The organism is Chamaesiphon sp. VAR_48_metabat_135_sub, assembly GCF_031418915.1.
In the GTDB taxonomy this organism is placed as follows: Bacteria; Cyanobacteriota; Cyanobacteriia; order Cyanobacteriales; family Chamaesiphonaceae; genus Chamaesiphon.
Genome location: NZ_JANOJV010000023.1, coordinates 1 through 26,946, shown reverse-complemented (window position 1 = coordinate 26,946; position 26,946 = coordinate 1). Strand labels below are relative to the sequence as shown.

General features: G+C 43.2%; 23 protein-coding genes. 9 read left to right on the top strand and 14 right to left on the bottom strand.

Annotation, left to right across the window (positions count from 1 at the left end; genetic code table 11):
* The first annotated feature begins 262 nt into the window (after positions 1-262).
* Positions 263-2,698, top strand: coding sequence for an O-linked N-acetylglucosamine transferase, SPINDLY family protein (locus RMO55_RS01725; RefSeq protein ID WP_310422544.1), 2,436 nt, complete (start codon positions 263-265; stop codon positions 2,696-2,698).
* Positions 2,699-2,701: 3 nt separating this feature from the next.
* Positions 2,702-4,927: an O-linked N-acetylglucosamine transferase, SPINDLY family protein gene (locus tag RMO55_RS01720; RefSeq protein ID WP_310422542.1), complete on the top strand. Its 2,226-nt coding sequence runs from the start codon at positions 2,702-2,704 to the stop codon at positions 4,925-4,927.
* On the opposite strand, the gene crtD is transcribed toward RMO55_RS01720, so the two are convergent.
* From crtD to RMO55_RS01690, 6 genes are all read right to left on the bottom strand, one after another.
* Complete coding sequence (gene crtD, locus RMO55_RS01715) at positions 4,905-6,437, bottom strand: C-3',4' desaturase CrtD (RefSeq protein ID WP_310422539.1); 1,533 nt, start codon at positions 6,435-6,437, stop codon at positions 4,905-4,907. The genes RMO55_RS01720 and crtD overlap by 23 nt on opposite strands.
* 133 nt (positions 6,438-6,570) lie before the next feature.
* A complete protein-coding gene (locus RMO55_RS01710) occupies positions 6,571-8,517 on the bottom strand; it encodes a plasmid pRiA4b ORF-3 family protein (RefSeq protein ID WP_310422536.1) in 1,947 nt (648 codons plus the stop codon).
* A gap of 116 nt (positions 8,518-8,633) precedes the next feature.
* The gene (locus RMO55_RS01705) at positions 8,634-9,368 is read right to left on the bottom strand and encodes an EndoU domain-containing protein (RefSeq protein WP_310422533.1); all 735 of its coding nucleotides are present in this window, start codon (positions 9,366-9,368) and stop codon (positions 8,634-8,636) included.
* Positions 9,369-9,760: 392 nt separating this feature from the next.
* On the bottom strand, positions 9,761-10,471 hold the full coding sequence (locus tag RMO55_RS01700) for a hypothetical protein (protein ID WP_310422530.1): 711 nt from the start codon (positions 10,469-10,471) through the stop codon (positions 9,761-9,763).
* Between the two features lie 257 nt (positions 10,472-10,728).
* Complete coding sequence (locus tag RMO55_RS01695) at positions 10,729-11,955, bottom strand: NAD(P)/FAD-dependent oxidoreductase (RefSeq protein WP_310422527.1); 1,227 nt, start codon at positions 11,953-11,955, stop codon at positions 10,729-10,731.
* Positions 11,956-12,074: 119 nt separating this feature from the next.
* A complete protein-coding gene (locus RMO55_RS01690) occupies positions 12,075-12,614 on the bottom strand; it encodes a thioredoxin family protein (RefSeq protein WP_310422524.1) in 540 nt (179 codons plus the stop codon).
* Positions 12,615-12,750: 136 nt separating this feature from the next.
* Here RMO55_RS01690 and RMO55_RS01685 point away from each other — a divergent pair, with 136 nt between their 5' ends.
* Positions 12,751-13,383: a sigma-70 family RNA polymerase sigma factor gene (locus RMO55_RS01685; RefSeq protein ID WP_310422521.1), complete on the top strand. Its 633-nt coding sequence runs from the start codon at positions 12,751-12,753 to the stop codon at positions 13,381-13,383.
* Between the two features lie 106 nt (positions 13,384-13,489).
* Here the strand turns inward: RMO55_RS01685 and RMO55_RS01680 are convergent, their stop codons facing one another.
* Together RMO55_RS01680 and RMO55_RS01675 are read right to left on the bottom strand one after the other, a co-directional pair.
* Positions 13,490-14,185, bottom strand: coding sequence for an aldehyde oxygenase (deformylating) (locus RMO55_RS01680; protein ID WP_310422519.1), 696 nt, complete (start codon positions 14,183-14,185; stop codon positions 13,490-13,492).
* A gap of 254 nt (positions 14,186-14,439) precedes the next feature.
* Complete coding sequence (locus RMO55_RS01675) at positions 14,440-15,078, bottom strand: histidine phosphatase family protein (RefSeq protein ID WP_310422515.1); 639 nt, start codon at positions 15,076-15,078, stop codon at positions 14,440-14,442.
* A 400-nt stretch (positions 15,079-15,478) separates the two neighbouring features.
* On the opposite strand from RMO55_RS01675, the gene rimP reads away from it, so the two are divergent.
* The 5 genes from rimP to RMO55_RS01650 all read left to right on the top strand — a co-directional run bounded on the left by rimP (position 15,479) and on the right by RMO55_RS01650 (position 18,502).
* Entirely contained in the window at positions 15,479-15,961 is a 483-nt protein-coding gene (gene rimP, locus RMO55_RS01670; RefSeq protein WP_310422512.1) for a ribosome maturation factor RimP, read from the top strand.
* Positions 15,962-16,020: 59 nt separating this feature from the next.
* Positions 16,021-17,304, top strand: a complete 1,284-nt coding sequence (gene nusA, locus RMO55_RS01665; RefSeq protein WP_310422509.1) for a transcription termination factor NusA — start codon at positions 16,021-16,023, stop codon at positions 17,302-17,304.
* A 278-nt stretch (positions 17,305-17,582) separates the two neighbouring features.
* On the top strand, positions 17,583-17,996 hold the full coding sequence (locus RMO55_RS01660) for a GNAT family N-acetyltransferase (protein WP_310422506.1): 414 nt from the start codon (positions 17,583-17,585) through the stop codon (positions 17,994-17,996).
* The gene (locus RMO55_RS01655) at positions 17,993-18,256 is read left to right on the top strand and encodes a YlxR family protein (RefSeq protein ID WP_310422503.1); all 264 of its coding nucleotides are present in this window, start codon (positions 17,993-17,995) and stop codon (positions 18,254-18,256) included. The genes RMO55_RS01660 and RMO55_RS01655 overlap by 4 nt, the downstream gene beginning before the upstream one ends.
* A gap of 78 nt (positions 18,257-18,334) precedes the next feature.
* Positions 18,335-18,502: a hypothetical protein gene (locus RMO55_RS01650; protein ID WP_310422500.1), complete on the top strand. Its 168-nt coding sequence runs from the start codon at positions 18,335-18,337 to the stop codon at positions 18,500-18,502.
* Between the two features lie 136 nt (positions 18,503-18,638).
* Here RMO55_RS01650 and RMO55_RS01645 read toward each other — a convergent pair whose 3' ends face one another.
* From RMO55_RS01645 to RMO55_RS01635, 3 genes are all read right to left on the bottom strand, one after another.
* On the bottom strand, positions 18,639-19,145 hold the full coding sequence (locus tag RMO55_RS01645) for an N-acetyltransferase (protein ID WP_310422497.1): 507 nt from the start codon (positions 19,143-19,145) through the stop codon (positions 18,639-18,641).
* Between the two features lie 43 nt (positions 19,146-19,188).
* Positions 19,189-19,563, bottom strand: a complete 375-nt coding sequence (locus tag RMO55_RS01640) for a diacylglycerol kinase (RefSeq protein WP_310422494.1) — start codon at positions 19,561-19,563, stop codon at positions 19,189-19,191.
* Positions 19,564-19,661: 98 nt separating this feature from the next.
* Positions 19,662-22,478: a cyclic nucleotide-binding domain-containing protein gene (locus RMO55_RS01635; protein WP_310422491.1), complete on the bottom strand. Its 2,817-nt coding sequence runs from the start codon at positions 22,476-22,478 to the stop codon at positions 19,662-19,664.
* A gap of 136 nt (positions 22,479-22,614) precedes the next feature.
* Between RMO55_RS01635 and RMO55_RS01630 the strand changes: the two genes are divergently transcribed.
* Positions 22,615-22,818: a hypothetical protein gene (locus RMO55_RS01630; protein WP_310422488.1), complete on the top strand. Its 204-nt coding sequence runs from the start codon at positions 22,615-22,617 to the stop codon at positions 22,816-22,818.
* A gap of 90 nt (positions 22,819-22,908) precedes the next feature.
* Here RMO55_RS01630 and RMO55_RS01625 read toward each other — a convergent pair whose 3' ends face one another.
* The 3 genes from RMO55_RS01625 to ntrB form a co-directional block, all read right to left on the bottom strand.
* Positions 22,909-23,736 carry a nitrate ABC transporter ATP-binding protein gene (locus RMO55_RS01625; protein WP_310422485.1) on the bottom strand — a complete coding sequence of 276 codons (828 nt, stop codon included), beginning with the start codon at positions 23,734-23,736 and terminating at the stop codon, positions 22,909-22,911.
* Between the two features lie 247 nt (positions 23,737-23,983).
* Positions 23,984-25,951, bottom strand: coding sequence for a nitrate ABC transporter ATP-binding protein (locus tag RMO55_RS01620; RefSeq protein ID WP_310422482.1), 1,968 nt, complete (start codon positions 25,949-25,951; stop codon positions 23,984-23,986).
* Between the two features lie 179 nt (positions 25,952-26,130).
* Positions 26,131-26,937 carry a nitrate ABC transporter permease gene (gene ntrB / locus RMO55_RS01615; protein WP_396134147.1) on the bottom strand — a complete coding sequence of 269 codons (807 nt, stop codon included), beginning with the start codon at positions 26,935-26,937 and terminating at the stop codon, positions 26,131-26,133.
* Positions 26,938-26,946 lie beyond the last annotated feature (9 nt).

The window sequence follows — 26,946 nt, the reverse complement described above, 5'->3', positions numbered from 1 at the left end:
AGCGGTGGTAATAATCGCTACAATAACCCCGCTGGTCAAAGCGTAATTGCCAGCATTCTGTGCGAAGCAAATACTCCTGGTCTTGGTACACCTCCGACTCCAGTTGCTGGTACTTCTGCTTCCTGTGGTGCTAACTACACTAGATTGGGTAACTAATCTTAGCTATTTGTGCTAGGAAACAATATTGAATTATAAATAAAGATTCCTCATGTTGTAAATACACAGCATGAGGAATCTTTATTTATAAGTTGTGGAGATATTCATGTGTCTATTCCGTAAATTCACGGGTATTCTCAACCTTCAGTTAATTTTTTTGGGTGATATCCACGATTTAATATCGATTAGTTGCTCCTACACTCTAGTTACTGCCAAAAATCATCTACCGCTCAACCAATATTTCCTTATGCAGATATCTACCGATCGTTCTGTCTCGATTGAGATCGATGCTCCAGAGAAGAGCCTGCACCAAAAATTCGATCGAGGAGAATGTATTCCCACGATTGGGTCGATCGAATTTTATGAAATGGCAATTGCTGAAGATGAGCAGAGAGGATGTATCGATGTCAGTAACTACTGGTATTTAGGGGTCAGTTATTTATTAGCAGGTCGAGAAGATGATGCTCAATCAGCGTGGTTTGTTCCGTTATCTGGAGCTGATGAAACAGAAGCAGATCTTTACACTGATGAGTTATGTACAGTTTTAGAACAGCAAGCTATTTATCAGTCTCAAGTTCCAGACTTGGAAACAGAATGGTTGATTCGTCAACATCTTTTGATGCTCAAGCCCGATCGAGTTGGTAATATATTACAGTTAATTATACTGGCTAATAAACTCGATTGTTTGACATCAGAATTATTAATTGAATGGCAGATAGATGAGTTGTTAGAAACAGCTTTGACTCTCCAGCAGACAGGAGAATCTGATGACAGTATTAATGACGAGTTATTGGAGCGATCGATCTCTGCTCTAGTTCATAAACTACGTACAGAGCTAAGTTTAAAACTAATTAAATCTTGTCTGGATTTAGTTAAAAATATTCATCGTCGAATTATCCCCAGGCTAGTGCTTGCAGGCTTTCATTCATTTCACCAACAAAATCTGGGCTTGTTTGCCGTTAGATTGGTAGAAATTTGTCAATCTTTCATGCCAGATGATTTAAACATCTATCAAGTTTTAATCGGCTTATATTCAGGTGTTGATTTTCATCCTAAAGCAATTGCCGCGTCCGAACATTATGCTGAATTTGCTACAACTCAGTCCGAACATTTATTTGCGAGCTACTTAATGCAGAGATCGTATCTCACTGCAGGTAACTGGGAAGGCTACCGAACTCGACTCGATCTACATCGTAAAATCCTCGGTGAAATTATTAACGAATCACCAGCTAAGTTAGCAGAAATCAAACATCAAAATCTCATAATTTCTTCGTATTTCAGTCCATATATTGAAGACAATCCTCAGGTAAATAAACCATTACAAAATAAACTAGCGGCGATTTATCAAAAAAATATTAGCCCGCTAATTCTAAAATCTGAGTTTGAAGAGCTATCTTTGCAAAAAAAAGTAGGTGTACTCCGCATCGGCTATCTGGCTTCGACGCTCAAAGAGCATTCGGTTGGGTGGTTAAGTCGATGGCTATTCCATTATCACGATCTAGAATCTTTTCAGGTTTTTATTTATTGTGTCAATCAAAGTCCTGAAAATAAATTCAACCATCAATGGTTTAGAGACAAGGCAAATATTAGCTACTACTTCAATGATAATTCTCAAGAAGTTGCTACCCAAATCACGGCGGATGAGATCGACATTTTAATCGATTTAGATAGTTTGACTTTTGATGTTAGTTGTTTAATAATGGCTCATAAGCCAGCTCCAGTACAAGCCACATGGTTGGGCTGGGATGCTTCTGGACTACCAGCGATCGATTACTTTATTGTCGATCCATATGTGCTTCCAGATGATGCTCAGGATTATTATCAAGAAAAGCTATGGAGATTACCCCAAACTTATTTAGCAGTAGATGGATTTGAAGTAGGTATTCCAACATTAAATCGGCGAGATTTGAATATCCCTGATGATGCTGTCGTCTATTTTAGCAGCCAAGGTGGATACAAACGTCATCCAGATGCGATTCGCAGTCAGTTAAAGATTATTAAAGGTGTGCCTAATAGTTATTTCTTGATTAAAGGTAAAAGCGATCCGACGATGATTAGGGATTTCTTTGGGAAAATTGCGGAGGAAGAAGGTGTAAGTTTAGATCGATTGAGATTTTTGAATGGTGTTCCTGATGAGTACACACATCGAGCTAATTTAGCGATCGCAGATATAGTTCTAGATACTTTTCCTTATAATGGTGCAACTACTACCCTCGAAACTTTATGGATGGGAATTCCGATGGTAACGCAGGTAGGTGAGCAATTTGCTGCGCGGAATAGTTATACATTCATGCTCAATGCTGGGATTGAGGAAGGAATTGCTTGGAGCGAGCAGGAGTATATAGATTGGGGCATAAAACTAGGACTCGATCGCGAGTTAAGAGATAAAATTCAAGGTAAATTACGATCGGGACGAACTACTGCACCGATTTGGAATGCTAAACAATTTACCCTAGAAATGGAGCAGGCTTATCGCCAGATGTGGGCTAAATATCAAGAGCAAAGTAAGCATCAAGTAATTGATGACTACTCGAATAACTGATCTATGGATACTCTAATTTTTTCGACCAACTCATCTTCCATATCTCATCGATCGTTTGATGAATATTCAATGTTTGAAGATATTAATTTAGACCAAACAGTTGCATATTATGAGGAGATAATCGATCGAGGAGATAAACTCAGCTATAATTATTGGTATTTAGGACTTGCCTATCTCTTGCAACAGCGGGAAATAGATGCTCAAGCTATTTGGTTTATTCCATTTGCTGAAGCTTCAGAACTAGAGACATCAGTTTTAACTAATGAGTTATCAGCCATACTAGATCGACTTGCTAGCCAAACGTTAACCGATCGTGATTTAGATAACTCTTGGCTGATTAGTCAATATTTAAGAGAAGTAGATCCGACACACGTTAATAATTTAATTCGTTCGATTTTACTAGCAATTGAACTAGACTTATTCAGTCCTGAGGATTTAGTAGAGTGGGAGGGAGTGGAAATATTATCTACTCATGTCGATTGTGAAGTAGATCGAGAAAATTTAGATCGGGTAGTAGAATTGCTTCTGAACTTTCCATCTGAAGTTACTGGCGATCTTATTCGTCAATGCTTGTTGAGCTTTGCAACAGTTAGATCTCATCTAATCGAACTAATCGCTCGGACCTCATTAAACTTGAGTCATCGATTAGGTGCCAACTCATTTATGACTGAAATTTTAGAAATTTGCTTGAAGTTTCAGCCTCAAAATACAGTAGTCTTGCAAGTACTAGGTCGATTGAACTGCAACTTAGCTGAATACCAAAAAGCAATCGACATTAGTTATTTAATTTATAGCTTGTGCGATGGTTCAGCGCAGAAAATTATTGGCAATGCTAATATTATCAGGACTTTGTTGACTGCTGGTGATTGGCAAAATGTGCTACCGACGCTCGATCGACATTATCAGTTACTGAAGATATTCATTAATGAAAAACAATATACTTTAACACCAGAAATTGATCGATCTCTACTAGTCTCCTCGACCTTTTTGCCATATATAGCAGATCGTCCAGATTATTATCGATCGATCCAAAACCAAATTTCTCAGATTTATCTAGATCTCGATCGTCCTCAAGCTATTACTAGAGCAATTGAGCCAACCGCATTACCAAAACAGACAGAAATACTCAGAATTGGCTATCTATCTTCGACATTACGCAGTCATTCTGTGGGCTGGTTGAGTCGTTGGCTGTGGCAATATCACGATCGAGATAAATTTCAGATTTTCACCTACTGTATCAATCAAAATCCTGACGATCCTTTCTATCAAAAATGGTTCCGAGATCGTGCCGATGTTGCTTATTGCTTTGGAACTAATGCGAATGAAATTGCTGCTCAAATCCGTGCCGATGACGTAGATATTCTGATCGATCTCGATAGCTTGACACTAGATACTACTTGTCAAGTATTAGCAGCAAAACCTGCGCCAGTTCAAGTCAGTTGGCTCGGTTGGGATGCAACTGGTTTAGCTACCGTCGATTATTTTATTGCCGATCGATATGTATTGCCAGAAAATGCACAGGAATACTATCAAGAACAGATTTGGCGACTACCACAAAGTTATCTAGCTGTTGATGGATTTGAAGTTGGTACGCCAACAATTCGACGTGAAGATTTGGATATTCCTACGGATGCGATTATCTACTGGAGTGGACAAAGGGGGTATAAACGTCACCCACAGACTATTAAGTTGCAGATGCAGATTCTCAAATCCGTACCTAATAGTTATTTATTAATTAAAGGTGAGAGCGATCGATATATTATTGAAGCATTATTCGCTAAAATTGCTCGAGAAGTAGGAGTAGATCTAAATCGATTGCGGTTTTTAAATACTGTCGCTGATGAAGTTACCCATCGCGCTAATTTGGCGATCGCTGATATAGTTTTAGACACGTTTCCCTACAATGGTGCCACCACTACTCTCGAGACTTTATGGATGGGAATTCCGATGGTAACTCAAGTAGGCGAGCAATTTGCCGCACGCAATAGTTACACATTCATGCTCAATGCGGGGATTACCGAAGGGATTGCTTGGAGCGAGCAGGAATATGTAGATTGGGGTGTAAAACTCGGACTCGATCGTCAGTTAAGATCGAAAGTCCACGACAAGCTCCGATCTGGTCGAAAGACAGCACCAGTCTGGAATGCAAAACAGTTTACACGGGATCTAGAACAAGCCTATCAAGAAATGTGGTCTAAACATTTAGCTACCCAATCTCAATCTGTCTGACTACAGTCAATGCTGAATAACTAACTCCAGCCGTACCTTCACCTGGATGTGTAGAGTCGCCAACCATCCACAATCTGGCCACTGGTGTGCGCGTAGCAAAGCCAAATGGTCCAAATGTCGATACCCGTTGTCCGATTCCGCCGACAATCCCGCGTTCGCGTCCGGTATAACGCTCGAAGGTACGCGGCGTACCTACTTCGGTGACGATAATATTTTCTGGTGAAAGATCGAAATATTTGCCTAATTTGGCGATCGCGGTTGCGGTATATTCAGCTTTGAGTGCTGCATAATCTACCTCCTGGCCGTACCATCTATTTGGATCGACAAATGAGGATGCAATAATTGTCGCTTGTCCAGTGGGTGCGCGACCATCGCCAGGATGACTGACAGAAACAAATAGCGAATTATTTTCACCAATTATCCCATCGTAATCGTAGAGAAATTGGAGATGGGGCGGACATTCGGCCGGAATTGCCACATCTTTTACGCCCAAATACAACACAAATGCCCCCGAAGCTTGGGGTAAATTTTTGACACGCGATCGATAGCTGTCGAGAGATAATAGAGGCAAGGGATTGGACTTAGGAGCCGCATCGCCGAGCAATCTAACTAAATCCTGCGCCGTGACATTTGCGACTACCTCAGTGGCGGTTTCCGTCCAAGTTTCGCCCGTTTTTTGGTTGCAGATCGTGACCCCGATCGCGCGATCTCGATCGCATTCAATTGATTCTACCGTATGCCGCATCAATAACTTACCACCATCCCGCTCTAGCGCGGCAACCAGTCGATCGCTCAATACTTGCATACTCCCCTCCAGATGATAGAGTCCTTGAGGTGTCTGCGACACCCCTAGAGCCGTTGCCGCATACAATAAAGCTGTTTCTGCTGCCGTTACCTGGGAATAGAGCTTTAATTGTAAATCGAGAAATGTCTGCAACCGTTTATCCCGATTTAATCCAAACCATTTCAGCGCGTCACCAACGGTAGAAAGCGTAAATGGGACCGTAATCAGTGTACCCAATCGCAGTGCGCCTACCAATTGTCCCACATCCCAGAGATTGCGCGGTGGTAAAATCGGATCGCGACTTTGAAACTCCCAACTAGCATTGAATAGTTGTTGTAAAAATTGCCAAAAAGGTTCGCTCCCAGGAAATTGTTGTTGACGTTCGGCTTGCCAACGGACAGGATCGCGCCAGACATTAATCGGCGTAGTTTCTCCAGGTAAAAATACAGCACAAGCTGGATCGCAAGGTGTTGCGGCGGGTAAATCGATTTCTAATTCGCTAAAAATCCGATGATGAATACCACCTGGTTCTAATCCAGCTACCTGGGTAGCTCCAACATCAAAGGTAAATCCCTGGCGTTTGAATGTAGACGCACAGCCACCAGGCACGATCGCCCGATCGAATATAATTACTTCATATCCCCGTTTTGCCAACAATGCACCCGCCGTCAATCCGCCGATACCTGCACCAATAACTATAACTTTTGACGGAGATGACTTTGACATATTAGATCGATTCTCCTTTGGAGACGCTACGCGAACGAGGAAATGAGTTTCGATCGTTATCTTAACATTTCTACACGATCGGCGAAGCTCTGTTTGACGCTCGACTAATTTAATTTCTCAATTAGTACAATAGTTACTGAGGATACTGTTCTGGAGCATCACCAGAATGCTCTAGGATCTCAACATAATCGACGCGGATATCATCGGATTGAATTTGTTCTAGCTCGATCTTAAATTCCCACCAATCTCCAAAATCAAAGACATATTTAATTACTGAGCCGATGGGAAGGGGAAGATCGCCGATTTGCACTGTATCGGTTTTTGGTTCATCTTGACAGAAAGGGTGATAAACTTTCATCGATCGACCGAACCGATTTTCATAGATAAACATGTCCAAATGGTCGTTGTCAAAATCGATCGATTCGAGAATTGCCTCGCTGAGATCTTGTAAAGTTAAATTGCTACTAATGGCAATCCGTCGCCAGCATTTGAGCACAGAAACCTTGAATATATAGACACCCGAACAAAACTCATGTCTTGATAAACCCAGGACATTTTTCCATTCGGAAAAATAGGGTTGAAGAGTGGGTTGCAATTCAGCAAAAGGTAAATCTGGATCGTTTTCTGATGGCCACCACATCTGTACCGAGCTGAAAACTCCGTACAATAATGTCATCATGGCATCACCAAAAAGCCGCTTTTCTACTAATTTGATGCGCCAACCTTTATCCTTTACAGGTTTAACCGTTGTTAGTTCAATAAATCCAAACATTGCCAATAATGCGATGTTCCGAAGTTCGGGATAATAAGCCAATCTCGATTGCTCTTCGTAATTGGCAATGTTGATGCCTGTCGCAGGAATTGTCGGCCAAAATTGAAAACATTTTGAACCGAGATTGAGCGGATCGTTCTCGCCAATTATTTCGGAATGTGCGCGGATCAGCCAGGTTTCTAGTAAGGTGCAGTAGCGTTCGGTGGCATTTAAGCTATCCCAAATTGTCAGTAAGGTGGGATCGAGGGTGAGAAAGTACTTTTTACCCTTGGCACTAATTCGACCTAGCCCAGATGCCCGTAACAGCAGATATAAGGCATCGATCGGGGGATAAGATTTTTGAACGGGACGTTTGAGATCGAGTTGAATTGGTTCGCTCAGTTGCTGGTTAATTTCTGCCAGAGATTTGAGTGGGAGCAAATGATTGGTGACACTAACGGCTGTGCCCTTGTCGCCAACAAAGTCTAAGAGAGCTTGAAAGTCTTTGAGGATTGTCCCTGGTGAGGTTGCAGTTAGAGTTTGTGAGTTTAATAATTCCCTTGCTGCTGCTGATAAATCGGTGGATGTATGTTTGGAAGATTGCCACTGACTGGTTTGGAATTCTTGCTGCAATAATCTTAATGTCGGAATTTCTGATGGTAGTTTTGAATCGTTATTTTTGGGGATCGCACTCATTAATGCAGTCACCAAATTTTGGGTTTCACCACCTGCTTTGATGCCAAAGTTTTCGAGTAAGGAATTAAAATTGGGAGAACTTAAAGATCGATCGGTTTGATTATACTGCACTCGATAAGCTTCTAATCCCTCATTGGTCGTCATATCAAAACCTGCTGTCATCCCTTGCGCGATGAAAGATTTGCCGATTCCAAAGTTACTGGAATCATTCATGATTGCATTGAACTTGGGTTGAAGCTGTTGGAGTAGGGTGACTATCTTTGCTGCGTGAGGATGCTGATAAACTCGATCGAGAAACTGCCAAAATGCTAACAATTCGGGAATAGCTGTATCGGCTTCATCTGGACTACCTAATAAGATTTTGCGGGGAAATAACTTGGTGACAATCTCTTCAACATGAATTTTTGTCATTTTTGGCAGCGTTACTGACTCGTAACTATAACCAAGATACAATAGTTGGTAAATCCAACTGCCCACAAACTCCTCCATTTCTGGATATGCTGCTAAGTAGGCTTTCCCTTCCTTAGTCTCTACAAATTCATCGATCGATTCCTCTACATAATCATCTAGAGCTTCGATGAATGTATCGGGATCGTCTTCGATCGCATCTAATCTGTGGAGATCTATCGTCATAGTAAAACCGCTCGTATCGCTCGATATCAATTATCTTACTAGTCGATCGCGATCGAGGCAATCAAAAAAATCTACAAGGGTAATATAGCTATACCAACAACCCCCTAATTGCTAATTTAACAGGCGGGATCTGTTGGTGTCGCGTCGGGATAAAAAGTCACGATCGCATTATCTTCTTTAACAAATACTGCTGGATAAGTACGTCCCGAATCCCCATCGACAACATCCACAGTGCAGACGAATTTCGATCGAGACTTAATTTTAAATGCTTGGGTTGCGGCAATTAATAACTCCGCTGCATCGCTAACTAAAGCATAACCATTCCGGCGATCGACTATAATTCGACTACCATACTTGAGCAATACCCCAATCGTATATACGACTCCATCGATCGCTTCTTGCTGATGTTGATTGTATGGTAATTTCCCAGCCAATCCCTGCTCTTGAAGTTGAAGATATCGCCCCACATAATGCATCCCTTTGAGTTGCCCTTGTTCGATACTTCCACAAAAAATATGCTCGAATCCATCCCGTTTGAACCAGATCTCGGTTAAATCTGCGAGAAATTCTGTTTCGGTATTTCTCCCCGAAAAAATTTCCCCATTTACCGCCGTTTGAATCCGTTGGAGCACATCGGGATAGGCGCGGAGTAATGCCTTAAAATCCGTAGCATGGGCACGATTTCCGAAATTACCGCATACTTGCAATACATCTCGATCGAAAGGGCTTAAATCCGGCGGTGGCGGTGTAATATCGACTTCTACGCCACGGGGGAAGTTATGCAATTCAGGATTATCGGTGCGATCGAAAAATGGTGGCAGGTGTTTCAGAGGACGACGATGTTTTCCCATTGCTTTTGCCTGGTTCTCTAATGCGAACTACCATTGACTCGATCGTGCAGGGATGAGTGTGGGATTCCTGCTTGTCTGCCTACAATTGTACCAGAGATGTAAAATTCATTAATTATCTGTTTTTCCTTTCCTCCTTCTCCCTTCCCCTCCCCATGCTAAAAAACTCCAGCTAGTACTCGGCGGCAGAAATAAAGTCACCATTCAGTCGTTTTTCTAATTACTCTCCCCGCTTTTCCCAAAATATTACTGTTATTTACGCCGCCGAGTACTAGCAACTTGAGTTAGTAAGTGGTGCGTTACGGCTACAGCCTAACACACCCTACGATGGAGATTCAGATTGTAACCGTGCAAAGTATAATTTGCTCGATCGAACAATTATTGGTAAATTCAGGTTAATTGAGAGCGGGTAGCCGTTTAATTGTGGCTTTACGCGCGGGGATATCAACATCGGCAACAAAATGTTTCTGATCCGAAATATAAAATACCAACCGTCGATCGAGACCTTTCGGATAAACTAATAAAACTTTATCGATATCCTTAATAACTTCAGTATAATTCGCACCGGAAACATCAGAGATAGCGATCTGTTTGCGGTCTAAATCAGTTAGGGTCTTATCTCTATTTGTATCGGCTAAAACCTGGACATACCACAATGTTTTTACAGTTTTAATCCAATTCCGGCGACTTGAATCTAGATTAGATTTATCTGGTGGAGCTGGTACGCCAATCTGCTCCATCTCTAGCAGTCGTGAAGTATTATTAGATAGTAATTTTCCGGCTGATAAATTATCTCGATGCACGAACATATAGTTCCGAATATCTATCCCTGTATACTCTCTTCCATACTCATAGCTTGCCGATTTGATTTGTTTGAGGACACTTTTTTGTTCTTGTTCGGCAACATAAATAGGCGCATATAAATAAGGAGTCCCATTTAGTTGCTTAAATTCAGTCATCCAGACATTTTTAGGCGTAGGTAATGGACTGGGGCTACTTGCAAGTTCGGGACGATTAACTGAAGTAACTTGGGGCTTACCACCACAACCCGCTGCCATCATCACGATCCCAACTAAACAGATCGATCTCCACAATTTTCTAGACATTGTAACTCACTCACAAAATAAGATTTCTCAACTCTTCTCAGCAATTCCAAATTAAAAATGTATCACCGATTCTCGACCAATAATCGATGGTTTCTGGTGGGGTTGGGCAGGTTTGTTTGATACTTATTGGTACAGATCGAGACTTACTAGCATAAACCTGCCCCTACGAGGTGCCTGAACAAGTTTGAATTTGAAATTGCTGAACTCTTCTACAACTTCAAAATCTCTAATTCCGTTTGTGACTTGGGACTTGCGACTCATTGTTTCCCCATTGCCAATCCTGCCAGATATCCCGTAGTCCAAGCACTTTGAAAATTAAAGCCGCCTGTCACTCCATCGATATCGAGGATTTCTCCTGCAAAATATAACCCAGGGCAAATTTTGCTTTCCATCGTTTGGAAATTTACCGATTTGAGATCGACACCACCACAGGTGACAAATTCTTCCTTAAATGCCCCCTTACCAGTAATCTGATATTCACCGCGATTTAATTCTTGAATTAATCGATCGAGTGTCTTATTTGCCAATCCCGCCCATCTATCGCTAGCTTGAATCCCAATATAACTAGTCAGCGACTCCCACAGTCGATGGGGCATCGGGACGGGACAACTGTTTTGGATTGTTTTCTGGGGTAATTGGGACTTAACTGCCAAAATTAGTTCGCGTAATTTATCGGGGCGATAATCTGGCAACCAATCGATAACTAGTGTCGTACTATAGCGAGATTCGGCAAGAAACCTGGCTCCCCAAGCCGATAATTTTAACACGGCTGGACCACTGACACCCCAATGTGTAATCAATAATGCACCTGTTTGAGTCAAGGCATTTTTGCCAGTGGCGGATAATTTGACAGTAGCGGATTTGACGCTAACTCCCGCTAAATTTGCCAGACGCGGATCGGGAATATTAAAGGTGAATAAGGATGGAACGGGCGTTAAAATTGGGACACCCAATTTTTGCACCCACTTATAAGCACTGGGATTACTACCCGTTGCGAGTAAGACTCGATCGGCTGTTAAAACCTGCCCCGATCGAAGGCTGACAGACCATCCAAGGGGCTGTTGGGGGACAATTTCAGCTACAGCTTCCCCCGTCCAGATTTTGACTCCAGCAGCCGCCGCAGCGTCTAATAAGCATCTGACGATCGTGTCTGAGTCATCGGTAGTTGGAAACATCCGCCCGTCAGGTTCCGTTTTGAGCTTCACGCCTCGATCGGCATACCAGGCTACGGTATCCCGTGGTTGGAAGCGAGTAAAAGCACCCCGCAGAGCCTTATTTCCGCGAGGATAGTACTGTACCAACTGAATTGGATCGAAACAGGCATGAGTGACATTACATCGACCTCCACCGGATATTTTGACCTTACCGAGGGGATATTTCCCCGCTTCGAGTAAGGTGACACGGGTATGCGGATGAGTTTGAGCGCAGGTAATCGCCGCGAAAAATCCCGCCGCGCCGCCGCCGATGACGATTATTTGAGACACAGTTGGGAGTGTGGGGGATGTGGGGGTGTTGGGGTGTTGGGGTGTTGGGGTATTGGGATGTGGGGGTGTTGGGGATTGTTCTTTTCCTTTACCCTTTACCCTTTACCCTTTACCCTAATCTATGCTCCATGTGCGCGAGGATCGTCACTCTGGGGAACTACTTTAGGTGTGAATTTAGAGACTTCGCCGATAGAGGCGGTTTCGGATAGATCTATTCCAGCGACGAGATCTGCTAATTTAGATTCTAGGATCTGTCTGGGTTGTTCGCCGATCGCTTGAGCGAGAACTTTCCCTTGACGATCGAAAAAGACAAAATGGGGTATTCCATCAACGCGATATTTTGTTACCTCTGGTAGCCATTTGGTATTATCGACATTAAGCATGGAGAAGTTGACTCGATCGCCAAATTGTGCTTTAACTACTGCTAAATCTGCGGCCATTGCCTGACAACTAGTACACCAATTGGCGTAAAATTCCATCAGCGTCGGTTTGCCATTGCTGAGAGCCAGATCGATCGGTTGCGCCTGCTGCGCTTGACTTTCTAAGCTCGTACTAAAGTTTTGGGTACGAACACCTAAGGCTAGTGCGATGACTAGGACGATCGCAATGATGACGATCGTAAAATTGCGCATCCGTTGTGGCTGGGAACTAGATTGCATAGAAAGAAATTTAAAGTCTTTAAACTGGTCTGTAAGCTAAATATATCGTGCTGTTTGCTGCTAGTGTAAAACTCGATCGTCTAATTTTGAGATCGGGTGTTAAACTATCAACTGTCAACGATCGACTAATTTAAAGATGTTGTCAATCCCGACCTTCCCCGAAGCCAATCACGATATCTTAAGATCGTTAGCTATTTATAGCGATCGAGAGTTAATTAGTTTACATCAACTCCACCCCGAACAAGGCAAATTTTTCACAGCATTATTTTGTCGTTATGGGGCGATCGTTCATAGCGTCGTCCAACATGCTGTAGAATCTCAACTTCAGGCTGATTATCTATTTGCAGTCTCCTGGCGACAGATTTTCCAAGAACTCCAACGAGTCAAAATATCCACAGAGCCAGAAGGGACTAATTGGCAAAACTGGCTGATAGATATTACAGGTAGCACGATCCATCGAGTCAAAATTCCCCAACCAGCAAAGATCCGTTATGCCTTAACTGCTGCGCCACCACCATTATGGTGTTATCTCGATCGAGGACTCGATCGACTTTCGCCGCTATCGCGTCTAATCGTGGTAATGACTCAAAATCTCAAGTGGAACGAACAACGCATTTCTGCCTATCTACAAGGTGAAGGACAAAAAATTCCAGCAACTAGCATTCCTGAATATTTAGCCGAAGGCTATCAGCAATTAGAAGCGGATTTACCCCAAGACATTCGGCATATTTACCTGGATTCTCTCGTCTTCCATACATCCCCGCCGTAGAACGGGCGGGGTTTCTCGGAGGTTCCCGATGAATTGCCCGTACCTGGGAGATGGCGATGAAGTTCTAAGTTATTTAATGCACTATCTTTCTGCTAGGCAATCTAAACTATGCACCCATCAATCCATATGCTGACATCCGCATGATTTCACCAGTATTGAAGCCGATATTATTTAGAGCTTCACCATAGGCAATCATAAAATCTTCAATTAGAGCATCCTTCTCCATCCCTAATACCTTCGCGTCTTTGGCGACATTGTTTAACATCTTCCAAATCAGGGGCAGATTTTGACGGTTTGCAGTTTGAAGTTCGGCTTTAGATGCTTCAAAGTTTGCTTTCAGCCAGACTTCACCAAAATTGAGATGCATATACTCATCTTTGACGACACCTTCGGTAATCTTCCGCGCAAAATCATCTGCTACTGGAATATAAATATTGTAAGCCGCGATCGCAAAACACTCGATAATCAGCGATTGAATCAACAGACAGGTGACAGTATTTCCCGCTGCCGCAGCAATCTGGAAATTTTCGTGCAACTGCGCAAAAAATTCCTTGGCAAATCCCATGTCTGGAGTTACCGCTAGATTTCGCGCACAGGCTTCAAACCCCTTTCTGTGACGCATTTCCATTTTGGATAACTTAACTAGATCGTCCTGGGCATCTGGCAATAGCCCACCCAGTGTAATATAGTTTTCATGCGCTTCCTGTTCGCCTTCAATCACGATCGCATTGATGCGACTGTAAGCATCTTTATAGGTTTCGCTGGTAAAGTTAAGTTCCAAACTGGCTGCCATCTGAACCATGAGTTCGATTTCTCCTGTATATCCGAATAATATTTAATTTTACGTCAAGCCGATAAGTGGCTGTACCTTCACGTGAAACGTATCGTTACTGTAATGTTTTGCTAGCTAATCTAAAGATTTATTGTTATTTTCAAACTTTATTATCTTAACCGATCGAAGACCAAGATCGTGCATAAGTTACCCGATCTCAGCTATTTTCGGGATTTGGGCTTCAGGAGTTGGGAAGGCATTTCTCCTAAAGCCTAAAGCCTACTTTACGTTCCAGGTAAATCACGCAATCGATCGGTCAAATGAGATCGATCGGCTAATACCTTTAATAATGGCCCATGTGCGCCAAACTCAACAATACTCAGACTGCATACTGGCATCCCCAAGCGATAGCGGAATCGCCCCGCATCGATACCTAGTAGACTGCACAACAAGATCCGAATCGTTGCTTTATGGGATACGACCAAAACATTCCCCGTGGGGTGTTGCTGACTGATTTCCTCAACTACAGCTAAAGCGCGAGCGGCGATTGCCATTGCCGATTCTCCGCCTGTGGGAGGATTCCAAGCAGGATCTGCCAACCACCGCAGATAATCATCGTGGTACTCAGCATCAACCGTAGCGACATCTTTGCCTTCCCACGTACCATAATTAATTTCCTGCAATCCATCTCGCAGTTGTAACTCCATTTTTAGCGCATTGGCTAAAGGTTCGGCTGTCAAAATCGCGCGTTCTTTGGGACTGCAATAAATTGCTTCCCAAGGTGTATTAACATAAGCTGTCGCAAATGTCTGCGCCATTTCTTCACCATCAGCAGTTAATCCTGGATCGATCGATCCACAAAACAAATTACCACGACTAGATGCGGTTTGGCCGTGACGAAGGAAGTAAAGATTTAGAGTCATATGGGGGTACTTAACTGATGTGAGATATGTACTGTCATGAACGGGTGTAGAGGGTCAATTTTCTGGGGCAGAGCTACGCTAACGATTACTTTTGTACCCGCTAGCTACTATCTTACTCTCGAATCAAAACTCTGTTAATATTAGATGCATGGGCAAACTAAAATATTAGTCTGTCCGTATGCTTCTTGGAATAATAAATTGCCAGGAGTGGGTCGAACCCCACTTTTTTTGTTGTTTACGGCTGCTCGCAAGCATGATTATTTTCAATGTCGTCCTCGATCTCAGATATTCGATGACCTAAATTTACCAGTGATTGTAGCTGAGTATAAATCGATATCGATCCTAGTTATTACCTTTTTCCCAACATTACCCTCTCTAGCCACTAGTCCTTGCTACATCTATGGCTCATCCCCTTATTCCCCAAATCACTGACATTGCTAACCCAATCGCCGCAGAATTGGGGCTAGAAGTAGTTGCCGTTATCTTTCATACCCACGAACGTCCGCCATCCCTGCGGGTAGATATCCGCAATCCGAGTGAGGATACTGGATTACAAGACTGCGAACGAATGAGCCGCGCTCTAGAAGCTGCGTTGGATGCTACTGATGTGATTCCGTTTGCCTATTCGCTAGAAGTTTCTAGTCCTGGGACGAGTAGACAATTGACTACCGATCGAGAGTTTAACGCCTTTAGCGGCTTTGCCGTGCAAGTCACTACCGATCGACCATTGAACGATAAAGACGACAAAACCGAATGGCAAGGACAACTCGTTCGGCGGGATGAAACCACAATTTATCTGAGTCAGAAAGGACGAACGATTCAAATTCCCAGAGAATTAGTTAGTAAAGTCTCTTTAGATGACAATAATGAAGATAAGTCGTAAGTAAAGGCGGGTTTATATCCACTCGATCGCCTAAATCCTTAATATTAATTTAACTGAATATGTCAAAAGCTAAACAACAACCAAAAAGCAACGTTAGTTTGCCTCAACTACGAAGTATGATTGAGGAAATTAGCAAGGATCGCAACCTACCCAGTTCTGCCGTTCAGACAGCATTAAGAGAGGCTTTACTTAAAGGATACGAGCGTTATCGACGGTCTCAGCATTTAGACCAAATGCAGTTTGATGAAGATCATTTTGATAACTTTGATGTGTTTTTAAACTTGGAAGAAGAAGCTTTCCAAGTTGTTGCAACTAAAACAATCGTTGAAGAAGTCACCGATGAAGACCGTGAGATTTCTTTGAGTGAAGTCAAGAATATCCTTCAACAAGAAGATGCCGAAGATTCAACTCAAATCGGCGATTCAGTTGTATTGGACGTTACACCCGATCGCGAAGATTTTGGTCGAATGGCAGCGATTCAAGCCAAACAAGTTCTCGCCCAAAAATTACGAGATCAACAACGTAAAATTATTCAAGAAGAGTTCGAGCAATTTGAAGGTACAGCCTTAATGGGTAAGGTACTAAGATTTGAACGTCAATCAGTAATTTTATCTGTAAATAGTAGTTTCGGACAACCAGATGTCGAAGCCGAACTTCCTCAGAAAGAGCAACTTCCTAACGATAACTACCGAATTGGACGCACCTTTAAAGTCTTCCTCAAAAAAGTCCGCGAAGGTTCCCAACGAGGACCTCAACTCCTCGTTTCTCGCGGCGCGGCGGGATTAGTTGTCGAACTCTTTGCTAATGAAGTCCCTGAAATTGAAGAAGAACTAGTCAGAATCGTCGCTGTGGCGCGAGAAGCTAGTCCTCCTTCTCGAAATGTCGGCCCCCGTACAAAAATTGCGGTAGATACCTTAGAGGGCGATGTAGACCCCGTAGGCGCGTGTATCGGATCGAGAGGTTCGCGGATTCAAGTGGTGGTAAATGAATTGCAAGGTGAGAAAATTGATGTAATTCGGTGGTCTCCCGATCCCTCCACTTATATCTCAAATGCCCTCAGTCCCGCTCGGATTGATGAAGTACGATTAGTCAATCCAGAAGGTCGTCAGGCACATGTATTGGTACCTGAAGATCAGTTGAGTTTAGCAATTGGGAAAGAAGGGCAAAATGTTCGACTGGCAGCGCGATTAACTGGTTGGAAAATTGATATCAAAGATGCTAAAAAATACGATCCAGTTGCGGCAATGGCTGAGGTAGAATCTCAACGCCAAGCTGAATCAGAATATCAATCGCGCTATCAACCCGATTATCAAGATGCTGGATATGCTGATGATAATTATTAGTTGAAAGTTGAAAGCTGTACGGTGGGCATTGTCTAGCATGTTAATTTTGATGGAATTTCCCCATTTTTTGTTCAGGCACTTTTTGTGATTGTGTTGGCGGAAAGCTTTTTCTAAAGCCAATTTCACCCAAATAGATTCACATATTTTGCATGAACTTTGACCCCCTAAAAAGGCACAGAATGAACATGATAGGCATTGTCCACCAGACATATTTTGGGCAAGTTTAATATTATATTTGTGCAATCGTGCTGATATGAATAATAATATTTCGATTACCTATGGTACGCTTCGCGAACGCCATCTCGATTCAGGAAATTACTGATTATTTTTCCGTAATGGTAGAATTGCGTCCCCATTTGGAACTTACAGATTTTATCGATCGAGTTCAACGGCAGCAGCAACAATTTGATTATCTCCAAGTCGATCGAATGATTCAAGCTGTTGCTGGATTTAGAATCTCTGAATCCTTGGCTTGGGGTAAGTTTCTGTATGTTGACGATTTGGTTAGTCGATCTAACAATCGATCGAAAGGTTATGGGCTAAAATTATTCAATTGGCTGGTGGATTATGCCCACAACCAAAATTGTCAACAATTAACCCTAGATTCTGGAGTGCAAAAATTTGCAGCACACCGCTTTTATCTCCGCCACCGGATGGAAATTAGCAGTCATCATTTTACACTCAAATTATGACCAAAGATTATCGTCGGTGTGTAAGTTGTCGCAAAGTAGCCCATCGAAGTGAGTTTTGGCGGTTAGTAAGATCTCATCCATCAAGTCAAATTATCATCGATCGAGGCAATACATTCGTACAAGGACGTTCGGCTTATCTTTGTCCGACTGCTAGCTGCTTGCAAATAGCTCAGAAAAAAAATCGCTTGGGTAAATCTCTCAAAGCACAAGTTCGTGACGATATTTATCAACAGTTAGAATTGCTGAAATTTACTCGATAAATATAGCAACCGCCGCACTAGTTAGGACATATTCAGATCCCCGACTTCTCGGAGAAGTCGGGGATCTATCTTCACAATTTGTGGCAATATCTCAAAGCTGACCTCCGGTGGGCTTCTTTCAAGACTCTTGACGAACTTCAAATCAAATTAGGTCAACTCTTGGCTGAATTGACTCCTGGCATTATTGCTGGTATCACCAGATATCCCTTTATCTTAGATGCTCTATCTGTCATTAATACCATTTAAATTGGTATCACCTTCAATATGAAAGGCACGATCCGTAGACGTGAAAGTTGCCTGAATGCCATTCATAAAGTCTTTAAGTTATGTAAAGATACATAACTTAAAGGATTTCTCATATTTATTCAACGCAGCCTATTAATCAAACTTCCCCGAACTCCGACCGATATTTAATGGTTCCACTGCACTGCTTCAATGCATCACTTTCCAGCTCCAGCACCATAAATACCTCATCCGGCACTGTATACTCACACCTCAATCCTTTCTCTTTGGCTGGAACAAACCCAAATTTCGGATAGTACTCTGGATGACCCAACACCACAACAGCCTTACACCCTAACTGAGCGCACGCCTCCAAACTATGCTGAATCAACAATGCCCCAATCCCTTTGCGCTGATGATCGGGTAGCACGGCTAGGGGTGCTAACCCAAGCACGAATAACTTATCAGCACATTTTCCCTCGATTTTAACTGGGCTGTAAAAAATATGTCCAACAATTCGATCGACTTCTACCGCAACGAAGGAAAAGGTATCCGCAAGACCTCGCAACCGATCGACTAAATCCGCCTCATTCTCTCGCTCAAATGCTGCAACATTGACTTTGTGAACTGCACTTATATCTTCCGATCTCTCTGCTCGAATTTCCATAAAGTAGCTGGCTAAATAGTAATAGATTACAGATCGAGCATTTCTATCTAATTGTCAGGAGATGGATGCCTTCGATAACCAGAATCGCCACCCATACAAAGATCCCAATCCCCGCAGCCGCAGCAGCGATATCCTTAATCGCGCCAATTTGGGGATTTTCCTGCTGCTCGACAAAATCACACAAGATTTCAATGGCACTATTGAATAATTCGCCTAGCAACATCAATCCGGTTGCAATTAGAATCAATGACAGATCGACCCATTTATGAAACGCGATCGCACCGATCGCGATCGGCAGCGATAATGCTAGTTTGTATGCAACACTAAAATCCGTGATGACGGCAATATGCAGACCTTGGAAGATTACTTTGATTTTTTTAATCGGATGGTAGCCAGGAGTACTATACTTTCTCGACATAGAGCGATACTCCCAGAAAATAATCATCTAAATAGTTGCCAGTTTACTAGCAACTATCTAAGTTTAATTGTACTCCGATGCTAGCAAAGATCGGCAAGCTATGCTGATGTAGTTTGCAGCGATCGCATAAATCTTTGTAATTGACGACTTTCGAGTTCTAATACCCGCCGCGCAAAATCCCGATCTCGATCTAGCAAATCGTCAAAGGCATTAACGGGGACTGCCAAAATGCGGGTAAAATCGCCTGTAGCGACGATCGTATTCTGAGAATCGCTATGTGCCAAAACTTCTAATTCATCGAGTGTTTGTCCTAATTTGAGTTGCTCGATCCGCACTTCTTGGTTTGGTAAATGGAAGATAATCTGGGCATTTCCTTCAATTAATAGCAGGAGTTCGCGACAGGTATCGCCAGCTTCGGTAATAGCTTCATTGTCGGTAAAGGTTCTAAAATCGGCACGCTCTGATAGCGCAATTAATGTCTCACTGTGAATCCGGTTAAAGAAATCGCTATTAAATAGATGCACCGCTTTTTCTAACAAGGAAAATGTCGTTAAGGGGGGGCACTGTTGAGATGCTGACAAGATAATCTTGACGGCTTCACTAACCAAAGATGAGGTTTGAGGATCGGTGTAATTACGGGCAATTAGTTGACTGCGATCGAGATCGAGTTGTGCGGTAATATATAGACAAGCTGTTTGAATCAGGGGATTGCGATCGTCGAGTAATGGCGATAGAGAGTTAAGAGTTTCTTGACTTGAATAATCGATCGCACAGGTATTTGTGAGTGCTGATAATGGTGTTAGCTGCTCAATTATTTCTGGATGCAGTCGTTCGTGCCAACCTTCTAATTCTAATAGTTCTAGTAAAACTACTGGAGCTAAATTACCTAGTTGTGCCGCGAGATCGATCACCTCTCGATCGTTATTCAGGCTGGCAAGAGTTTCTAAAATAGTGCGAACTATTAATTCTTTCTTGTGATGGATACTACTTTTTAGCAGTGTCAAAACTGCTTGTTGTTCGTGTAGAATTGGTTGATTGAGTCCGCGATAGCAGGCAATCAGATCTGGTAATTGAGCGAGTAAGAATTCAGCTCGGCGTAGATTTCCGGCTTCAGGCGAAATCCCACTCAAAATCCAAGCTTCTTCTTGCGGATTAATCGAATATTCACGACGCAAAGCAGTTATTTCTGATGAGTTTGGATTGAGATCGACATTAGTAGCTCCTTGTTGTCGCTGTAATAACATCAGTCGTTCTAGCGATTTACGATAACCAGTCAAGCGAATTTGATTCTCCAAACTGCGCTGACGATCGGGATTTAGCAACTCTGGATCTTCAATTCCTAACTCTTCTAATACCTCGCGATGTTCGTCATCGGTGATACCTAGTTCTTGACGTAGTTGTTGCAATACTTCTAAACTACTCGAATAATTAGCATACCCTTCTTCCAAAGCTTCACGCACCACCCCTTTATAAGCCGCATGTCGCTTTTCTCTAGTAAATCCTGGTAAAACTTTAGCTAAAATATAAACTTCATGAGTATTCAGATCGCTCAAAGAGCGACCTTCTACATACTGTGAAATATCCAGTTGTAATTTTTCTAATTGCTTGCGGAAGCGACTGGCTAGATTTTCTCGCGAATACAGATCGGAGCTTAGTCGCCAAGTTTTATATACCCACAAGGTACTCAGTAATACTAGCGCAAGCTCATATATATACTGAATCCAAATCGGCATTAGTTGAACTAACGGACGACCACCAAAAATAAAGAAGAAATTAAAGATAAAAAATGTACATAGTGTGAAAACACGATGTCGAATTACGTCCGGCGATAGCTTAGAATTACGCTTACGACTAGAAGATTTTGCCCATTGTTCGATCGATTTACCTACTCGATAACCAATAACAGTAGAAGTGCCTAAAGTCAATGGTACAGCCACTATTTTAGGGATATTTATCACTTGTCCAAATAGATAAAATCCTGGACTTAATAGTGTTGATAATTGGTCGGTTTGTCTCGCCCATGCGCCGGAAATATAATAATCCCAACTGCCTGCATAGAGATAGTAATAAACAAAATAACCAATGACTAAGCCCACATAACCATAACGCAACCACGATACTTCAGGTTTATTCAAGCCATCCCAATATGCTCGTTGCGAATCGATATCGATACAGGGATTTTGACAGGCAACACAAGCACTTTGTTCTTTGCCATCTGGCAATACCATTCGACACATCGATTGGGTAATTGATGTATCGCTAATATGTGCTTTACTTCCAAATAAACCACCAGGTTCGCTGTAAATTTGCTGCACGGGAGCCATCGGACAAAAATAGTTACACCACGATTTACCACCATACAAATAGCCAACCGTAATGGCAGCAGCGATTGTAAATAATATCCATAATGCCAATACTAATCGATCGGCATTAAAAAATAAAATTCGCCCACACAATCCCACAAATAGCCAGCCAAATTGGACGTATGGATAATTTCGCCCTACCCACGAATCCGGCTTTACTTTCGCCAGTTCATAACGAACCTTTCCTGTGTTCGGATTTTCGCGTTTGAACTGTCTTTGTTTGCCCAATGCCCGAGGAATTTGGGATAGAAATGAGAGCGGACAAATCCGTCGCCAAGCTTCATGTCCAAATATTAGCAAGATAAAGATTGATGCCGGAACGATCGCTCCCCAGAACAACGTTGTCGCCAGCGAATAAGGCTGTTCTACTAAACATTTTCCCTGAACTGAAATACAACTAGCTGATAACCGGAATGGACTCCACGGGTGGCTGGGTACTGTCAATGCTGGAGTCCAAGGATCGTAGAATAATGAGGCAATAATCAGCAGCCAGGCGATCGTGAGAATCCAACGAATCAGATGTATTTGCCGTTCGGGTAGCTGTGAGAACATACAATTAATGCAGAAGTTAACTAGTAGTAAAAAGCTTTAATTAGTGAATGCTCTCGCTCGAAAACCACATCTATCCAATAACTGGGGATTTTTAAGTTAGATTATATAAATTAACTATCAACCGATCGCCACCGCAATGAAACGGACTTGCAACGATACTCTTAACGATATTAGCGATGCTCCCGATCTCCAGAGTCTCGTTTGCGGTAAAAGAGCGGGTAAACGCGCGACTACTGCCAAAGGTAAACGCCGCAACCGCCGCTATGAAAACTGGATGCTCAACGCCCAAACATCTGAAAATTTTGATGAGGGTGAGGATACGTTCGCCGAGGATAATTAATTAAAATCTGGATTAGAAGATTAGCGATCGCCATGAACACGATCGCTTTTTCGATTGGCTATGTCGATTTTTTTTTAGCTGAATATCGAGTTAATGAGAATTCCCACTATATAAAAATTCGAGGGCGCGGTTACGCAATTCATAATAACGAGGATCTTCGAGCATTTGTTCGCGATCGCGTGGACGCTCAAACGGAATATCTAAGATCTCTCCAATGCCCGCTGCTGGGCCTTCAGTCATCATCACTAATCGATCGGCCAGGAATAAACATTCATCAATATCATGAGTCACCATCAGTACCGTACAGCCAACTTCGCGAACGATTTCTGAAACTTCTTCCTGCATTTCTTCTTTGGTAATTGCATCGAGCGCACCAAAAGGTTCATCTAAAATTAAGACTTCAGGACGCAGACAAAATGCCCGTGCGATCGCTACGCGCTGGCGCATCCCTCCAGATAATTGGGTGGGTTTTTTCTCCATTGCCTCGCCCAAACCAACTATCGTCAAAGTATCACGGACAATCCGATCTTTTTCCGATTTAGATTTGTTGGGATGGACTGAATCTAATCCAAAATAGACATTATCATAAGCTGTCATCCACGGCATTAAAGAGTAGCTTTGAAAAACCATCATCCGATCGGGGCCAGGCTTAGTAATTAACTTACCATTCATAGTGACTTGACCTTCGTTGGGTGTGGCAAACCCAGAAAGTGTATTTAGTAATGTAGATTTACCGCAACCAGAGTGTCCGATAATACAAATAAATTCACCTTGCTTGACGGTGAGATCGATATTCTTAATGACGACATTTAATCCTGCTCTAGAAGGATAAGATTTCGTAATGTTTTCAAAGCAAATAAAATCCTGTTTGGTGTTTGTTGATTTTCCCGATCGAGGTGCAGAAGTAGTAGTGGTCATAGGATTTAGGATTTGTAATAGTTGATATTAAATTAATTGAGAATTGACACTTCTCCTGGCGGAGCGGCTATGCCAACGGCTACGTATACACAAATCGGCTAGACTTCGTTTTCGCTGGTGCTCTACCCCCCCAACCCCCCCCCTTATAAAGGGGGGATTTTTACGCCGCCAAAGGGGGCTTTCTTGCTCCCTCCCCTTTACAAGGGGAGGGCTGGGGTGGGGTATCAGAACTACGCGGCATCTCCGTTTAATGAATTTCCGCGAGAGTAATATCCCGTTTGATTTCGAGATTGTTGAGATAGCCAATCGGATCTTCGGCATCGAAAGTTGTACCATCGACGAGCTTAATTGAACTTCGACTGTAGGAAATCTCGGTCATTCCCAATTCTCGCGCTGCGGTACTAAATACCCCAACCCGACAGGTATTTTCCAGCACCTCTACCCAATTGCGGGGGAACGGCACATCGCCCCATCGCGCCATCTCGACCATATGCCAGAGATGTTCTGTCCGACTGGGACGATTGACACCATCACCGAAAAAGACATGGTGGGCAACGGACTTTACCCCAGGCACGATATCATCGGGGCCGCCCAGATGAATAAAATCTAGACTGGTACCGATATATTCTTTGCGGGCTAAGATTTTGCGAATCTCTTCGGCATTAGCAGGATCGGCGCAGTAGCGGCAAGCGTCTAAAATTGCTTTATTCAGGGCAATAAAAGTATTAGGGAAGGCAGTTGCCCAATCTTGGCGACAGCCTAAAACTTTGCCAGGATGACCGTTCCAGATATCGATGTCGCGGGCGACGGTAAAGCCAATCCCTTCGATTTCGGCGCGGAGGTTCCACGGATCGCCGACGCAAAAACCGTCGATCGTACCGTTTTTCAAATCTACGACCATTTGAGCGGGCGGGATTTGTTTCAAGTGTAACTCGCGATCGGGATCGATGCCCGCACTTGCTAGCCAATAACGTAGCAGCAGGTTGTGCATGGAGGAAGGATGCACTACACCCATCCGGTGGGGTTCGTTGGGGGTGGCGCGGATTGCATCGCGGAAATCGGCGAGGGTTTTGACACCGTAATCCTTAAATCTCTTAGCGAGGGTAATAGCGTTACCATTTCGACTGATGGTAAGGGAGCTGACAACAGGCGTGGGTTGACCACTACCGCCGAGAGTAATCCACAGGGGCATTCCCGATGGCATGGCTGCTGCATCAATATAACCGCCGATCAGTCCATCGACAACGCCGCGCCAACTCGATTCTCGCACTAAGGATACTTGTTCTAAACCGTGTTTGACAAAGAAACCTTTTTCTTTGGCAATAATCATCGGTGCACACGCCGTTAAGGGCACAAAGCCGAGTTGCAAGTTAACCTTTTCTAACCCGTGAGCGGCAACATTTTGAACTTTCTGCGCCCGCATTTTTTTAACTTGTTTCTGCTGGTTGAGAAAGTAAATAATCTCGCTGCGGAGCTGATAGTAACTCGGATGTTTAACGGCTTCTAACCGCTTGCGCGGACGGGGAATATCTACCTCTAAAATCGAGCCAATTTTGGAAGCTGGGCCATTGGTGAGCATCACCACTCGATCGCTCATCAGTACGGCTTCATCAACTTCATGAGTCACCATTAACGCTGAAATGTTATTATCTTCGCAAATTTTGACTAGTTGTTCTTGTAATTTACCCCGCGTCAGCGCGTCGAGTACACCAAAGGGTTCATCAAGTAACAATAAGCGCGGTTGCACGGCTAGGGCGCGGGCGATCGCGACCCGTTGGCGCATCCCCCCAGACATTTCACTGGGATATTTGTCGATCTCTTTAGCAAGTCCGACGACATCGACATAGTGTTCGACGATTTCTTTCCGCTCTTGAGCAGTTTTTTCGGTCAGAACTTCATCAACAGCAAAAGCGACGTTTTCCCGAACTGTCATCCACGGTAAGAGTGAATAGTTCTGGAAAACTACGATTCGATCGGGACCAGGTTTTGTAATAGTTAATCCTTCTAAGGAAACTACTCCTTCGGTGGCTAAATCCAGTCCCGCAATCATATTTAGCAGGGTAGATTTGCCACAGCCAGAGTGCCCGATCAACGAAATAAATTCACCGCGTCTGATTTGGAGATCGATACCGCGTAGGGCAATATATTCTTTCCCACCACTGAGCGGGAAAGTTTTCCCTGCATCTTTAATATTGACTAATTCGACTGTTGACATAGCAGTTTATAAATTTTGGATAATTAATAGTTTGTTAGACTTCGTTTCTGCTGGTGCTCTACCCCCCCAACCCCCCCTTTATAAGGGGGGGCTTTTGCGCCCCCTTATAAAGGGGGCTTTCTTGCTTCCTCCCCTTTATAAGGGGAGGGCTGGGGTGGGGTAGAGATCTACGCAGCAACTCAATTAACCTTCTGTTTGACGATTTTGTTCTGCAACCAAGACATTGCAGAGTCGAGCAATAAACCAACCGCACCAATCCAAACCAATGCGAGAATAACTTCGCTGATGTAGTTATTTTGATAAGCTTCCCAGATAAAGAAACCAATCCCAACAATTCCCGACATCACGATTTCAGCGGCGATAATTGCCAACCAAGCTAAACTAATTGCTACACGCAAACCAGTGAAAATATAAGGAAGTGCGGAAGGGAGTAGGATGTTAAAAAAGTACTTTTTCTTGGAAGCTTGGACGACTTTGGAAACGTTAATATAATCTTGAGGGATTTGTTTGACACCAACTGCGGTATTAATTAAAATCGGCCATACTGCGGTAATAAAAATTACGAATAAAGCAGCAGGTTCGTTTTTATTTAATGCAGCGAGGGAAATTGGTACCCAAGCCAAGGGGGGAACAGTTCTTAAAAATAGGAACAAAGGATCGAGTGCGCGAGAGAGCATCTCACTGGTACCGATCGCAATGCCCAGACTAATCCCAACTATCGCCGCTAATGTATAACTAATGCCTACCCGCTGCAAGCTTGCCCAAGTCTGCCAGAACATCCCCTTGTCGATGCCGCCGCGATCGTAAAAAGGATATTTCACTAATTCAAGCGTCCGTGGATCGGTAAACAGGCTCGAAGGGCCAGGTAAGAGGGTAATTCCCGAAGCCGATAACGCTTCCCACAAAGCTAAGAATGTAAAAATCGCGATCGCTGGTGGTAGGACATTTTTCTTGAGCGTTTTGGCAGATATTTCGATATTGCCGATCCGAAATCC

Bases quoted from the DNA above. Each gene is read 5' to 3' on its own strand.
- RMO55_RS01725 (WP_310422544.1), top strand. From the start codon at position 263: ATGTGTCTATTCCGTAAATTCACGGGTATTCTCAACCTTCAGTTAATT.
- RMO55_RS01720 (WP_310422542.1), top strand. From the start codon at position 2,702: ATGGATACTCTAATTTTTTCGACCAACTCATCTTCCATATCTCATCGA.
- crtD (WP_310422539.1), bottom strand. From the start codon at position 6,437: ATGTCAAAGTCATCTCCGTCAAAAGTTATAGTTATTGGTGCAGGTATC.
- RMO55_RS01710 (WP_310422536.1), bottom strand. From the start codon at position 8,517: ATGACGATAGATCTCCACAGATTAGATGCGATCGAAGACGATCCCGAT.
- RMO55_RS01705 (WP_310422533.1), bottom strand. From the start codon at position 9,368: ATGGGAAAACATCGTCGTCCTCTGAAACACCTGCCACCATTTTTCGAT.
- RMO55_RS01700 (WP_310422530.1), bottom strand. From the start codon at position 10,471: ATGTCTAGAAAATTGTGGAGATCGATCTGTTTAGTTGGGATCGTGATG.
- RMO55_RS01690 (WP_310422524.1), bottom strand. From the start codon at position 12,614: ATGCAATCTAGTTCCCAGCCACAACGGATGCGCAATTTTACGATCGTC.
- RMO55_RS01685 (WP_310422521.1), top strand. From the start codon at position 12,751: ATGTTGTCAATCCCGACCTTCCCCGAAGCCAATCACGATATCTTAAGA.
- RMO55_RS01680 (WP_310422519.1), bottom strand. From the start codon at position 14,185: ATGGTTCAGATGGCAGCCAGTTTGGAACTTAACTTTACCAGCGAAACC.
- RMO55_RS01675 (WP_310422515.1), bottom strand. From the start codon at position 15,078: ATGACTCTAAATCTTTACTTCCTTCGTCACGGCCAAACCGCATCTAGT.
- rimP (WP_310422512.1), top strand. From the start codon at position 15,479: ATGGCTCATCCCCTTATTCCCCAAATCACTGACATTGCTAACCCAATC.
- nusA (WP_310422509.1), top strand. From the start codon at position 16,021: ATGTCAAAAGCTAAACAACAACCAAAAAGCAACGTTAGTTTGCCTCAA.
- RMO55_RS01660 (WP_310422506.1), top strand. From the start codon at position 17,583: ATGGTACGCTTCGCGAACGCCATCTCGATTCAGGAAATTACTGATTAT.
- RMO55_RS01655 (WP_310422503.1), top strand. From the start codon at position 17,993: ATGACCAAAGATTATCGTCGGTGTGTAAGTTGTCGCAAAGTAGCCCAT.
- RMO55_RS01645 (WP_310422497.1), bottom strand. From the start codon at position 19,145: ATGGAAATTCGAGCAGAGAGATCGGAAGATATAAGTGCAGTTCACAAA.
- RMO55_RS01640 (WP_310422494.1), bottom strand. From the start codon at position 19,563: ATGTCGAGAAAGTATAGTACTCCTGGCTACCATCCGATTAAAAAAATC.
- RMO55_RS01635 (WP_310422491.1), bottom strand. From the start codon at position 22,478: ATGTTCTCACAGCTACCCGAACGGCAAATACATCTGATTCGTTGGATT.
- RMO55_RS01630 (WP_310422488.1), top strand. From the start codon at position 22,615: ATGAAACGGACTTGCAACGATACTCTTAACGATATTAGCGATGCTCCC.
- RMO55_RS01625 (WP_310422485.1), bottom strand. From the start codon at position 23,736: ATGACCACTACTACTTCTGCACCTCGATCGGGAAAATCAACAAACACC.
- RMO55_RS01620 (WP_310422482.1), bottom strand. From the start codon at position 25,951: ATGTCAACAGTCGAATTAGTCAATATTAAAGATGCAGGGAAAACTTTC.